The organism is Clostridium sp. CX1 (genome assembly GCF_025398335.1).
Classification (GTDB): Bacteria; Bacillota; Clostridia; order Clostridiales; family Clostridiaceae; genus Clostridium_AM; species Clostridium_AM tanneri.
On sequence record NZ_JAODOO010000010.1, the window covers coordinates 104271 to 117355 of the forward strand.

10 protein-coding genes are annotated in these 13085 nt (G+C 34.3%); 9 read left to right on the forward strand and 1 reads right to left on the reverse strand.

Annotation, left to right across the window (positions count from 1 at the left end; genetic code table 11):
- Window positions 1-4: 4 nt before the first annotated feature.
- Complete coding sequence (locus tag N4T77_RS12460; RefSeq protein ID WP_261672130.1) at window positions 5-1015, reverse strand: SDR family NAD(P)-dependent oxidoreductase; 1011 nt, start codon at window positions 1013-1015, stop codon at window positions 5-7.
- A gap of 237 nt (window positions 1016-1252) precedes the next feature.
- On the opposite strand from N4T77_RS12460, the gene N4T77_RS12465 reads away from it, so the two are divergent.
- The 9 genes from N4T77_RS12465 to N4T77_RS12505 all read left to right on the forward strand — a co-directional run bounded on the left by N4T77_RS12465 (window position 1253) and on the right by N4T77_RS12505 (window position 13072).
- The gene (locus tag N4T77_RS12465; RefSeq protein WP_261672131.1) at window positions 1253-2614 is read left to right on the forward strand and encodes a glycosyltransferase family 2 protein; all 1362 of its coding nucleotides are present in this window, start codon (window positions 1253-1255) and stop codon (window positions 2612-2614) included.
- 4 nt (window positions 2615-2618) lie between these two features.
- Complete coding sequence (locus N4T77_RS12470) at window positions 2619-4541, forward strand: glycosyltransferase (protein ID WP_261672132.1); 1923 nt, start codon at window positions 2619-2621, stop codon at window positions 4539-4541.
- A gap of 219 nt (window positions 4542-4760) precedes the next feature.
- Window positions 4761-5342 carry a TetR/AcrR family transcriptional regulator gene (locus tag N4T77_RS12475; RefSeq protein ID WP_261672133.1) on the forward strand — a complete coding sequence of 194 codons (582 nt, stop codon included), beginning with the start codon at window positions 4761-4763 and terminating at the stop codon, window positions 5340-5342.
- Window positions 5343-5418: 76 nt separating this feature from the next.
- Window positions 5419-5772 carry a response regulator gene (locus tag N4T77_RS12480; RefSeq protein WP_315903169.1) on the forward strand — a complete coding sequence of 118 codons (354 nt, stop codon included), beginning with the start codon at window positions 5419-5421 and terminating at the stop codon, window positions 5770-5772.
- A 28-nt stretch (window positions 5773-5800) separates the two neighbouring features.
- The gene (locus N4T77_RS12485; protein ID WP_261672134.1) at window positions 5801-6229 is read left to right on the forward strand and encodes a chemotaxis protein CheW; all 429 of its coding nucleotides are present in this window, start codon (window positions 5801-5803) and stop codon (window positions 6227-6229) included.
- 14 nt (window positions 6230-6243) lie between these two features.
- Window positions 6244-8286, forward strand: a complete 2043-nt coding sequence (locus N4T77_RS12490) for a chemotaxis protein CheA (RefSeq protein WP_261672135.1) — start codon at window positions 6244-6246, stop codon at window positions 8284-8286.
- Between the two features lie 32 nt (window positions 8287-8318).
- Window positions 8319-11075: a methyl-accepting chemotaxis protein gene (locus N4T77_RS12495; RefSeq protein ID WP_261672136.1), complete on the forward strand. Its 2757-nt coding sequence runs from the start codon at window positions 8319-8321 to the stop codon at window positions 11073-11075.
- 132 nt (window positions 11076-11207) lie between these two features.
- Window positions 11208-12017 carry a protein-glutamate O-methyltransferase CheR gene (locus N4T77_RS12500; protein ID WP_261672137.1) on the forward strand — a complete coding sequence of 270 codons (810 nt, stop codon included), beginning with the start codon at window positions 11208-11210 and terminating at the stop codon, window positions 12015-12017.
- Window positions 12018-12022: 5 nt separating this feature from the next.
- Window positions 12023-13072 carry a chemotaxis response regulator protein-glutamate methylesterase gene (locus N4T77_RS12505; RefSeq protein WP_261672138.1) on the forward strand — a complete coding sequence of 350 codons (1050 nt, stop codon included), beginning with the start codon at window positions 12023-12025 and terminating at the stop codon, window positions 13070-13072.
- Window positions 13073-13085 lie beyond the last annotated feature (13 nt).

Below are 13085 nucleotides of genomic sequence, written 5' to 3' on the forward strand. Positions count from 1 at the left end.
ACCATCATAGCAATTTATTAGCTAGAAGAAAATTTATAATTTCCTCCTTTGTAAGAAGTCTATTAGTATGGGATGATATTTCGCCAGATACTGCTTTGCAGTTTTTTATAGGATATATATTCTTGCTACCTTTTAAAATAGTAGGAAGTATGCAATAATAATCATCAAACTCTAAGGATCTTTCTGCCTCATGAGTTGTGATTAGTTCCTCAAATAATTTTTCAGAAGGTTGTTTTCCAATAAACTGTACTTTTATACTTTTGGGATCTTTAGAGAAAGATGGTGCTAAATAATTGATTAAAGCTTCAGCTAAGTCTTCTATGCGGATACTTGGCATCTTTTTTATAAATATTTCTCCGCCAACAGCTTTTTCAGCACCTTTTAACATCAAATCAACGGCATCATCAATGGTGCATATAAACCGTGTCATCCCCGGGTCAGTAACCGTTACATAATCTTGGTTTTTTATTTGTTCTTTAAATAAGTCTAGAACACAACCTCTTGAACCTAGAACATTTCCAAAACGTACAGTGGAAAAAATTGTGTTGTTTTCATTTATAAAGTTTCCATGGGTCATAAGTCTTTCGCTATAGAGCTTCCCAACACCCATTACGGTAGTAGGATTGGCTGCTTTATCACTACTAGTAAATACAACCTTTTCCACTCCATTTAATGTTGCACTCCTTATAATGTTGTCAGTGCCAATAATATTTGTAATAAAGGCTTCCTTAGGGTTATTTTCACATATGGATACAATCTTCATAGCTGCAGTATGAAAAACTATATCTATACCTCTTAAAGCAGTATTTATGCTATGGTAGTTTCTTATATCTCCAATTATGAAGCTAACCTTAGGATTATATTTTAAATTATAAAGTTCTGCTTCTTGTTTTTGTTCATCTCTGCTGAATATATAAATATGCTTTACATCATAGTTTAGTAATCTATTCAGCAGTGCCTTTCCAATTGTACCAGTGCCACCAGTTATTAAAATGTTTTTATTGCTTAACCACATTCTCATCCCTCGCTTATTAGTTAGTAATATAGTATATGTGGTTCAATAAGATAAGGTTCCAGGATGAATAGTGATATAGGGAGGAGGTAATGACTCTTTGACAATATTGATGATTTATCAGGAGATAGCTTATGTTTATAACAAGGAATAGTAATAAATTACTTTATAATTGCTCACAGGATGTAGTAATTTACATATATTATAAATAGAAACACTGGAAAAAAGGGGGGACTTATGATGACAAAATTGTACGATAGAAAGCCAGGACTTGTGACTATCGTCATTGCTACCTATAACTATGGCAAATTTATTGTAGATGCTCTCGATGGCATTAAAAGCCAAACCTATCCTAATATAGAGCTAATTGTAATGGACGATGATTCAGAGGATAACACAGAAGAACTTGTAAAGTCTTGGTATGGAAAATATGGAACTAAACTTTCAAACTTTATTTATTTAAAACTACCAAGAAATTGTGGTGCCGGCTGGGCTTACAATATTGGATTTCAAATTTCGCTAGGTGAATATATTGTAATCCATGATGCAGATGATGTCAGCTATCCAGAAAAAATAGAAAAGCAGGTTAAATTGTTAGAAGAACATCCTAATACAGCTATGGTAGGCACAGGCTTTAGGACTTTTACAGATAGTATTTCCAAAAGTAAGGCAGGAAGTGGTTGGTTAAGTTTTAAACCAGAAAGTATTGAAAGAAACTATAAAAAACATTTCAGGCACTGTGTTGCTTATGGTACCTTGATGTTTAGAGCTGCTATGCTAGAAGAAATTATTGGATGTTTCAAAGCTATTCCTGTTGGTAATGATATGTTTTTTGTGAATAACATTGTAAATCATGATTTTGTTGTTGAAAATATAAAGGAAGAACTACACTATGTAAGAAAACATACCGGTTCTATGAGTAGTGATTTAAGGCATAAAAAGGATATAAAGGTATTACAAAAGAGGAAAGTTACTGAAAATCTCGTCACAGTAGTATTACCTATCAAAAATAGTCAGAGTACTATTTTGAAGGCACTAAATAGTATAGCTGAGCAAACTTATCCTAACATTGAAATCATTGTGGTAGATGATAACTCTACTGATGACTCTGAAAAAATAATAAATAACTGGTACAAAAAGTATAGAAATTCTTCCGGTAAAAAAGCTGTTAAGGAATTATTATATTTTAAACCTCCTAAGGAAGTTGGGGTGCCTTGGATTTATAATATGGGAGCTTATTTATCTAGGGGAGAATACATTGCCTTTCATAATGATAAAGGTATAAGTCATCCTAAAAGAATAGAAAAACAAGTAGACTTTTTAAAGAATAATTTTATGTATGGGGCTATCGGCACAAATTGTGAACCAGGGGGCTCAAGAATAAGATATGATGATAAGCTTGAGTACTCTTATATTTCAGAAGGATTAAGTTGTATTAATATTAATACCCTAATGGTAAGATATGAGCATATCCATAGAACTGCTGGTTTTAGTAATTTAATGCAGGGTGCAGCAGATTTCGAATTCATCTACAGACTACTAAACAATGGGTATAAAGTACAAAATTTAAGAGATGTTTTGTACTTTGAGCAAAGGGGTTGATTTTATGAGACCGCTAATTAGCATTATTATGCCGGTATATAACTGTGAAGCTTTTATGGAAGAGAGTATTAGAAGTATACTAGAGCAGACCTATAGGAACTGGGAATTGATAATTGTAAATGATGGTTCGGAAGATAAAACAGAAGAAAAAATATCTGGAATAAAGGACGTTAGAATTCGTTTAGTAAACCTAAAGCAGCATAAAGGACTTACCTACGCCTTTTTAGAGGGATACAAGCTTGCGAAGGGAGATTTTGTCATAAGGCATGACGGTGATGACATAAGTGCACCTAACCGCTTAGAATTACAGTTAAAATACTTGTTGGAAAATCCACAGGATGGTATGGTATCCTGTCTTATTTCTTGTTTTACAAGAGACCAATCCTTGGCAAAGGACTGTACTTTTGTGGAAAGAATTCAAAATCATTATGTTACTTATGAAGATATTCAAAAGGCCATCATTGGAGGCTTCATCCCTATTCTATTTCCTACCTTAATGATTCGTAAAGAACTTATGGATAAAGTGAATTTTGAAAATAAGACCCTGGAGCTTGACGACCATGTAGAGCTGTTACTAGAGCTTATTAAAATGGGCAAAGTAAGAAAAGTAGAGGCTATTCTATATTCTTATAGAAGACATAAGGATGCATACCATATGCAAAACGAAAAGGAATATAATAAGCAAGTATCTAAACTTCTTAAAGACCCTTCTGTTAAAAATCATCTTCAATATAACGATTTTTATAAGGAGTTAAAGGTTATTGAGAACAAAATACAAATAAATGAGAAAAGTAATATACGAGTATTGATGCTTATAGATGCATTAAATGTTGGTGGAACAGAAACACATGTGGTTAATCTTACAAGAAAGCTAATTCAAAGGGGAGTTTATGTGGTAGTAGGGACTTCCGGTGGACCTACAGAAGCAATACTACATTCCTATGGGATAAAAGTAATTAAAATTCCTATGGATACAGATTATATATCTAATAAGAAAAAGTTTGGTATGCTAAAGCTGGTAAAGAACATTATTGACGAAGAGAAAATAAACTTAGTTCACTGTCATCTCTTTGCAAGTATGCAGCTTGCCAGTGAACTTTATAGAATGTATAAGATACCTTATGTCGTTACCGTTCATGGACTATTTTATCCTAATAGTATTTTATACTCTAGCTGTATAATGGCATCTAAGGTCATTGCAGTAAGCGAACCAGTAAAAGAAATGCTAGAGGCAAAACTTGAAGATAGGAGTAAGGGCAAAGTTGTTGTAATTCAAAATGGAGTCAGTACAGATATGCTTAAAGATTCTTCTAGGTCTGCAGACATAAGAAGAGAACTTAGCATTCCAAGAAATGCAGGAATTCTGTGTTACTGTAGTAGATTAGATTGGAACAAGACCGACGCAGCCCGTGTATTTTTATTTAGCTATTCTCAACTTCTAGGACAGTTCCATAATCTACACGCAGTTATAGTAGGAGATGGTCCAGGAAAGGAGGGTATAGAAAAGGAAGCACAGGTTATCAATGAAATGGTAAATGAAAAGGTCGTTCATGTAGTAGGTGCTAAGGTAGATGTAATACCTTATTATAAAGAAAGTGAGATAATAATAGGTACTGGAAGAGTCGCCTTGGAAGGAATGTTATGCAGCAAACCAATAATTGCTGTAGGAAATCAAGGTTATGCGGGACCTATAACTGAAAGAACCAGAGATATTCAATGGAAGATGTATTTTGGAGATCATGACGCCCTAGAGAAACCTAATGCTGCTAGGATAGCTAGAGATATAAAACACCTAATATTAAACCCAGAAGCACGTAAAAAAATAGGAGACTGGGGAAAAAGCTGGTGTGAAAGAAACTTTAATAATGATGAATTGGTAAGGGAGATAATACAGATCTATAAAAATACTTTAAGTGATTTAAGATAGAAAATATTTTAGTAGCTGTCTAAGGGATAGAAGGTAATTTCTAGAACTAGACAGTATTTTTTTGCTCTTTACTTTGACTCTATTAAAAGGCAAAAAGTTAATATTATACTAAATTCTACAATTTAGCTTAAAAAAACCTACATATTGACAAAATTATGCTAATTTTTATATAATGGAATTAATAGTGGAAAGTAAGTACTTACTTACCTAGGAGGAAAAATGAAGAATCTGTTTATATCAAGAAGAGAAAGAATAATTTTAGGTGCTGTAGAAATAATTGATAGATTAGGTTTGCAGGGTCTGTCTACCAAGGAGCTTGCGAAAAACCAAGGCGTAACGGAAGGGGCTTTATATAAGCATTTTAAAAGCAAAGATGAAATTATCTTAGCTGTTATAGAATACTATAGCCATTATGATGATGTGATTATAGAAACTATAAAAATAAAAGAATTAAAGTCAAAAGAGGCCATAAGATTTTTTATACAATCCTTTGCCCAGTACTATGAAAATTATCCTGCCATAACAGCTATATATAACTCATACGAGTTTTTCAGACAAAATAACGATGCATTCGAAAAAATTAAATCCATTTCTAATTCACGAAGTAATTTTATTGCTGAGCTTGTAGAAGAAGGAAAAAAATCCGGAGAGTTTTCTATTGAATTAGATGGTGAAATGCTTTCGGCTGTAATTTTAGGTTTATTTAGAGAAACGGTAATGAAATGGAGAATGAATGAATGCAAATTCTCTTTACAGGAAAAGGTTAGTTCAACTTTGGAAATGGTTTTTAAACTAGTGTAATATTTTGGATACTAAAGAATGAAACAAAAAAAGAGTATCTATATAATATAAATAAATGATTAGGGAGATGATGGTAATGAAAAAGGTTTTAATAGTAGATGACGCGGCCTTTATGAGGGTATCCCTTAAGACAATCTTAGAGAGTAATGGCTTTGAAGTTGTAGGTGAAGCAGTAAACGGTTTAGATGGAGTGACAAAATTTAAATCACTTTGCCCTGATGTAGTTACAATGGATATAACTATGCCTGAAATGGATGGAGTAGATGCCTTAAGGGAAATTAGAAAGATAGATCCTAATGCGAAGGTTGTTATGATTTCTGCCATGGGACAAGAAACCTTTGTTAGAGAAGCAGTTATGGCAGGAGCGAAAGGATTCATTGTAAAGCCTTATAAAGAAGATTACGTAGTACAAACCCTTAATAAGCTCTAATATTATTATGAACAGAGGTTGAATTTTTATGGATGATTTACTAGATAGTCAATACGTTATCTTTAAGCTAGCTGATGATAAGTGTGCTTTAAAAATTAATGATATTTTTGAAACAATTAGGATGCAAAAGATTACTGCTGTGCCTAACAGCAGAGCTTTTCTAGAGGGGATTATTAATCTCCGTGGGAAGGTTGTTCCAGTAGTGAATATACATAAGAGATTTGGAATAAAAAATTATTCTGCCACTAAGTCCACAAGAATTATTGTGGTTGAAAGTAGAGATGAAATAATAGGAATGATAGTAGATGAAGTAAGTCAAGTTCTTCGTTTTAAAGAAATTCAACAAGCACCTGATATGTTAGGTGAATTAGACAGCAGTTATTTTCTTGGAATTGGGATTATGGAAGAAGGGATTGCTGGTATCTTGAAGATTGATAAGATTCTCTACCATGAATAAAGGAGCTGAAAACTATGTCTGGAGTATTTGAACGTTCTGAAATAATTAGAGCCTTTGTGGATGAAGTGGAAGAACAGCTGCAGTTATTAGAACAAGGTATTTTAGAATTGGAGCAAAGTGGTGAAAGTCCTGAGCTTATACAAAAAATATTTCGAGTAGCTCATACCTTGAAGGGATCATCTTCTTCTATGGGATTTGAGAAAATGAAGATACTGACCCATGAAATGGAGAACGTATTGGATAAAATCCGGAATGGAATACTTTTTTTAAATAAAACTGTTATTGATATTTTATTTAAGTGTTTAGACAATTTAAAGTTGTTAATAGATGAATTTGTAGTAGATAAAACAAATATAACTACAGAAATTAATGAAATAATTTCGGAACTGAACCTAATATTAGAACAAAATGTATCCAGTGGAGAAGTTGATTTAGAAAGTCTATCAAAGGAACTTTTCCAGGATGAAGATGTGAAAATGCAAGTTGTTCAAGCAAGGGAAATGGGACTTAATACTTTACTTTGTGAAATTCATATTTCAGAAGAAAGTTTTATGAAGTTAACTAGAGCTTGTCTTATCATGAACCATTTTAATGAACTTGGAACTGTAGTAAAGACTATACCGGATTTAATGAATTTATCTGATGAATCTTCTGTAGGTAAGGTAAGTTATTTACTTATTAGTAATTATGACAAAATAGAACTTCAAAAGAATGCAGAAGAACAGTTGATGGATGTAGATAAAGTTGAAATACATAACTTTAACGAAGTACAGTGTAACCAGATAGAAAATTGTAAAGACGAAGAGACTGTAGAAGAAAAAAGTGCTGCTACAGATAAAGACAAGCCTAATAGTGATAAAAAAGTACTACAAACTCTACGGGTAGATGTAGAACGGTTGGAAAAGATAATGAATTTAATAGGGGAATTAGTAATTGAACAGACTAGGATGGCTAAGGTTGGAAGTGATTTATATAATCGTTATTCCCAAGACAACTCTGTGGAAGAACTTTTAGGAATTTCTAATCATATAACCAGAGTAGTTAGTGAGCTGCAAGAGGGAGTTATGAAAACTAGGATGGTCCCTGTTAAGCAGTTGTTCAATAGACTTCCTAGAATAGTTAGGGATCTGTCAGCTGCACTAGAAAAAGAGGTTACTTTGATTCTAGAAGGTGAAGATACAGAAATGGACAAGACTATAATAGAAGAAATAAGTGATCCACTTATTCATCTAATTCGTAATTCTGTAGACCATGGAATTGAGAAATCAGAACTTCGTAAAAGTGCAGGAAAGGCAGAAAAGGGAACATTAAAAGTTACAGCGTGTCACCAGGAGAATCATGTAATTATAACCGTTGAAGATGATGGAGCAGGAATAAACTTAGAGAAGATAAAAGAGTCTGCTATAGAAAAAAAACTAATAGCTCCACAAGAAGCAGAAACTATGTCTAGAGAGGATATCATAAACTTAATATTTAAAAGTGGTTTCTCTACATCAAAAACCGTAAGTGATGTATCCGGTCGTGGAGTTGGTATGGATATAGTAAGAAATCATATTGATAAGTTAAATGGCATCATAGAAACAGAAACAGAAGAAGGACAGGGCACGAAGTTTAAAATTAAGTTACCTTTAACATTAGCTATATTAAGGGGACTTTTAATAAAACTTAGAGATGTAATCTATGCACTTCCAATGAGTAATGTAATAGAAATTGTAAGAAAAGAAAAAAGTGAAATAGAAAATGTTAAGGGACAACCAATTGTTATGGTAAGAGGTAAGATTATTCCATTGGTTTGGCTACATGATTATTTTAACATTTCAAGGACTACAGAGAGAAAAAATGTTTTTGTGGTAATTATTGGAGTAGCAGAAAAACAAATTGGAATAGTTGTAGACGAGCTAATAGGGAATCAAGAAATTGTTGTAAAGTCTTTTGGAGGCTACATAGGAAAGGTTGATGGTTTTTCGGGAGCAACTATATTAGGAGATGGCAGCGTTGCCTGTATCCTAGATGTAGTAGGAATTGCCAAAATGGTAGCTAGTAGAAGAAACTTATAATTAACTAAAAATAGTAGATCAGGAGGAAAATTATGAACTCATTTACAAAGAAAATGGCTATTAAGTACATGGAAGGCTATGGAGTTAACAAAAAACTAAACAAGGCAGCTAATAACACAACAACATTGCAGGAACAGTTGAAGGATTTATCCTCTGTTGTAAAACAAATTAACAAAGGGACAAAAGAGCAGGCTGCATCAACAGAGTCTACTAGCACAATGACAAAGGAACTTTCTCAATCCATTACTGGTGTGGTAAAGAATTCTGAACGTCTTAAGGAGTTAGCTACAAACTCAACGGAATATATTGAAGAAATGACAGTAGGAATGAAAAGTGCATCAGAAAACAGTAGAAGTACAGCTGCTTCTATAGAAGAAATATCTGTGTCTATTGAGCAGATGGGAAAGTCAATAAAAGGTGTAGCAGGTAATGCAGATAGTTTAAAAGAATCAGCAAAAGAAACCACTAGTGCAATACAGGAATTGGCTGCTTCTATAGAGCAGGTAGCAGGCAATAGTGAAAGTACTACAGGATCAGTAGAGGAAATATCTGCATCTATAGAGCAGATAGGAAAGTCCATAAAAGGAGTAGCAGGTAATGCAGAAAGTTTAAAGGGATCAGTAGAGGAAACTTCCGCAGCAGTGCAAGAGACTGTAGCATCTATAGAACAGGTAGCAGGTAACAGTGAAAGCACTGCCAAATCAGTAGAAGAGATATCTGTGTCTATTGAGCAAATGGGAAAGTCTATTAAGGGAGTAGCAGGTAATGCAGAGAGCCTTAAAGGATCAGCAGAAGAGACTGCTGCAGCAGTACAGGAAATGGCAGCTTCTATAGAGCAAGTAGCAGGCAATAGTGAAAGTACTGCAAGCTCAGTAGAGGAAATATCAGCATCTATAGAGCAGATGGGAAAGTCTATTAAGGGAGTAGCAGGTAATTCGGACAGTTTAAAAGGTTCAGTAGAAGAAACCTCCGCAGCGGTACAGGAAATTGTAGCCTCTATAGAACAGGTAGCAGGTAACAGTGAAAGTACTGCAAGTTCAGTAGAACAAATATCAGCATCTATAGAAGAGATGGGCCAATCTATAAAAGGAGTAGCTGATAACTCAGAAATGCTTCAGCAATCTGCTGTGGAAGCTCATAATACAGTAGAGGGAATGGTAGCCTCTATAGAACAGGTGGCTAAGAATGCTCAAAATATAAATAAACTTAGCGATAAAGTTCAGGCAGATGCAAGAGAAGGACAAAATGCTATAGGGGAATCAGTAGTTGCTATAAAGGAAATTTCTCAGGTAATACATCAAGCTGAAAAAGTAATGGATGGACTAGGTAAAAGTTCAGAGAAGATAGGCAGCATTATTGAGGTAATTGATGATATTGCTGACCAAACAAATCTTCTTGCTTTGAATGCAGCTATTGAGGCAGCAAGAGCTGGAGATCATGGAAAGGGTTTTGCTGTAGTTGCAGATGAAGTTAGAAAGCTTGCTGAGCGTTCAGCAGCAGCTACTAAGGAAATAGCCTCCTTAATTAAAGGAATTCAAGAAGAAGCTGCAAATGCTATTAAAGCTATAGGAGTAGGGACGGAAAAGGTGGAATACGGCACCCGTTTAGGAGACGAAGCTGGGAAAGCTATAGATAAAATAGTAGCTGGTATTGAAAGAGTAAATAGTGAGATAGTAGAAGTTACAACGGCTACAGAGGCCCAAACTAGTGATAGCAAAAGTGTTTTAGAAGCAGTGAAAAATGTCACAAATCAGTCTATTATGGTAACTCAAGCAACTAAGGAACAAGCAGCAGGAGTAGAAGAAATTATTAAAGGAATAGTAAATGCAAGAGAGCAGGTAAGACAGATTACAGTGGCTGTAAAAGAGCAGGCTAAGCAGGGGGAAAATATAGTCATAGCTATAGAAAATGTATCAGAACAAACAATACAAGTGGCTGCCGCTGCAAAGGAGCAAGCAATAACTGTAGAAGAAGTTATAAATGGAGTAGCTAATGCAAGAGAACAAGTGAGACAGATCACTTCAGCTGTAAAAGAGCAGGCACAGCAGAGTCAAAATATTGTTGCTGCAGTAGAAAGTGTAACAGAGCAAGCAGCACAGGTAACTTCGGCAACAAAGGAACAGGCAGAGGGAGCAGAAGAAGTTATAAGAGGGGTAGTAAATGCAAGGGAACAGGTAAGACAAATTACAGTAGCTGTAAAGGAGCAGGCTAAACAGGGACAAAATATAGTTGCAGCAGTAGAAAATGTATCAGAACAAACAATACAAGTGGCTACAGCAGGAAAAGAGCAAGCCTTAGCAGTAGAGCAAGTTATAAAGGGTGTAGAAAATGCAAGAGAACAGGTAAGACAAATTACAGCAGCAGTAAAAGAACAGGCTGCTCAGGGACAAAATATAACTGTAGCAACAGAGAATTTGGCAGGGCAAATAACACAGGTAGCAAAGGCAGCCAAGGAGCAGGCAGTAGGTGTAGAAGAGGTTATCAAGGGAACGATAAATGCAAGAGAGCAAATGAGACAAATTAATGAAATTATAAAAGAACAGGCAACAGGTGCTGATAAGATTAAAAATACTGTGAAGGATATAGCTGAACAGGCTAATGAAGTAGCTGCTGCCACAAATGTACAGGCATCAGAGGTACAAAATATCGTAAAACACACTAGTGAGATTTCAAAAATTGTAAATTTACATAATGAAGAGCTAAATAGAACAGAAACAGTAGCCTTGGACTTAGTTTCAAGTGCAAAAGAAATTAGTGAAACCTTAGAAGAATTACAGAATATTTTTTAGTTTTTAGGTAGTATCCTTTGAAATAGTACTATAACAGAAGCAGCAAATTTATGAAATTGACAGTGGATAAGGAAACTAGGTTAACTATCCACTGTCAATTATTTTATTACAAAAGGCAAGGAGGTTACTCTGATGAGTAATGACATAGGGCTACAGCAGTTAGCTAAAGAAATATACAATTATTGTGGAATCAATTTTTTAAATAATATTTCCCTTCTTCAATCCAAAATAGCAAACAGGTTGGTAGAGTTAGCTCTATCACCTTGGGAATATTGCGGATTTCTAAAGATGGAGAAGGGGGAATGGGATAATCTTATACAACTGATCACTATTAATGAAACTTACTTTTTCCGTGAAGAGAACCTTTTAAAAGAGTTTAAGGATAGTATTCTGCCTCAGTTTAAAGAATATTCTTTAAGTAACCCACTTCGTATTTGGAGCGCAGCCTGCTCCACTGGAGAAGAACCATATACCTTGTCCATGCTCTGTGAGGAAAGTAAAGTCTTTGGAGCTAGTACAGTAAAAATTATTGCATCAGATATAGATAAAAAGGTGCTTAGCAAAGCAAAAAAAGGGGTATATAACAAAAAATCCTTTTCCTTTCGTAAGATGCCTCAAGAAATGTTAGATAAATATTTTTTACATTTAGAGGAAGAATATGCCGTAAAAGATATTATTAAAGAGAAAGTAGAGTTTAAAAATATAAACCTTTTTGATTCAAATCTTGTTGAAAAAATGGAAGAGATGGATATTATATTCTGTAGAAATGTACTAATATATTTTGACCAAGAAACTATTAAGAAGATAATCCATTCCTTTTATAATATATTAAAGCCTGGTGGTTACTTACTATTAGGCCACGCTGAAACTATAACTGGTATGAATACTGGCTTTAAAGCTATTTATACTGATTCTACTTTTTATTATAGAAAGGAGGGATAACTCTTATGAAAAAATTTGGAGTGTTAGTGGTGGATGACTCTTCCTTTATGAGAAGATGTGTAAGTAAATTAATTGAGAAAGATTGCCAGTTTTTCATCCTAGGTATTGCTAGAAATGGTGCAGATGCTATAGAAAAGGTACAGCGACTAAAGCCAGATCTTGTGACCATGGATATAGAAATGCCAGAGATGGATGGGTTAGCTGCACTAGAGATTATAATGAAGAATTATCCTGTACCTGTTGTAATGATAAGTAAGCATACAGATAAAGAGACAGAATCTACTATTAAAGCCTTAGAATTAGGTGCTGCAGACTTCTTTCTAAAAGAGGATTTAATAGGTGAAGATATAACGAATGAGATAGAAAAGGATTTTTTATATAGAATAAGGACTATTGCAGAGAAGAAAAGTAATACAGCAAAAGAAAGTATTGGTAAAAAGGTAGAAGAGGAAAATAGAACTACTAAATCCCTTCCAATGCATAAAGTAGATTTAGTAGCTATAGGCTGTTCTACGGGGGGGCCCTCTGCCTTGCAGGCTATACTTCCTAGATTCCCAAAGGATTTTAACGTTCCTATTATTGTAATGCAGCACATGCCTCCTGGTTTTACAAAATCTCTAGCTGAGAGGTTTAATACTCTGTGTAATCTTAATGTTAAAGAAATAGAAGATGGTGAGATAATAGAGGCAGGAAATATTTATATAGCACCTTCTGGGTTTCAGACAACAATAAATAGAAGACAAGACGGAACTGATGTTTTTAATGTAAGTGATAAGTTAGTTAAAGATATATTATATAAACCATCTATAAATGTAACCCTTAAGTCCTTGGCTCCTATTTATAAAGATAAGCTATTATCTGTAATTCTTACTGGTATGGGAAATGACGGATTAGAAGGTTGTAAGTTAGTGAAGCATTATGAAGGTCATGTAATTGCAGAGGCAGAGGAATCTTGTGTTGTTTACGGTATGCCTAAGGTTGTCTTTGAAGGAGGTTATGCAGACACGCAGGTACCACTATCTTATATTTATGAACAGATTATGATTCATATTTAAAATATGTTTTATA

Excerpts from the sequence above, each read along its gene's own strand:
- N4T77_RS12460 (WP_261672130.1), bottom strand. The coding sequence starts at position 1,015 with ATGTGGTTAAGCAATAAAAACATTTTAATAACTGGTGGCACTGGTACA.
- N4T77_RS12465 (WP_261672131.1), top strand. The coding sequence starts at position 1,253 with ATGACAAAATTGTACGATAGAAAGCCAGGACTTGTGACTATCGTCATT.
- N4T77_RS12470 (WP_261672132.1), top strand. The coding sequence starts at position 2,619 with ATGAGACCGCTAATTAGCATTATTATGCCGGTATATAACTGTGAAGCT.
- N4T77_RS12475 (WP_261672133.1), top strand. The coding sequence starts at position 4,761 with ATGAAGAATCTGTTTATATCAAGAAGAGAAAGAATAATTTTAGGTGCT.
- N4T77_RS12480 (WP_315903169.1), top strand. The coding sequence starts at position 5,419 with ATGAAAAAGGTTTTAATAGTAGATGACGCGGCCTTTATGAGGGTATCC.
- N4T77_RS12485 (WP_261672134.1), top strand. The coding sequence starts at position 5,801 with ATGGATGATTTACTAGATAGTCAATACGTTATCTTTAAGCTAGCTGAT.
- N4T77_RS12490 (WP_261672135.1), top strand. The coding sequence starts at position 6,244 with ATGTCTGGAGTATTTGAACGTTCTGAAATAATTAGAGCCTTTGTGGAT.
- N4T77_RS12495 (WP_261672136.1), top strand. The coding sequence starts at position 8,319 with ATGAACTCATTTACAAAGAAAATGGCTATTAAGTACATGGAAGGCTAT.
- N4T77_RS12500 (WP_261672137.1), top strand. The coding sequence starts at position 11,208 with ATGAGTAATGACATAGGGCTACAGCAGTTAGCTAAAGAAATATACAAT.
- N4T77_RS12505 (WP_261672138.1), top strand. The coding sequence starts at position 12,023 with ATGAAAAAATTTGGAGTGTTAGTGGTGGATGACTCTTCCTTTATGAGA.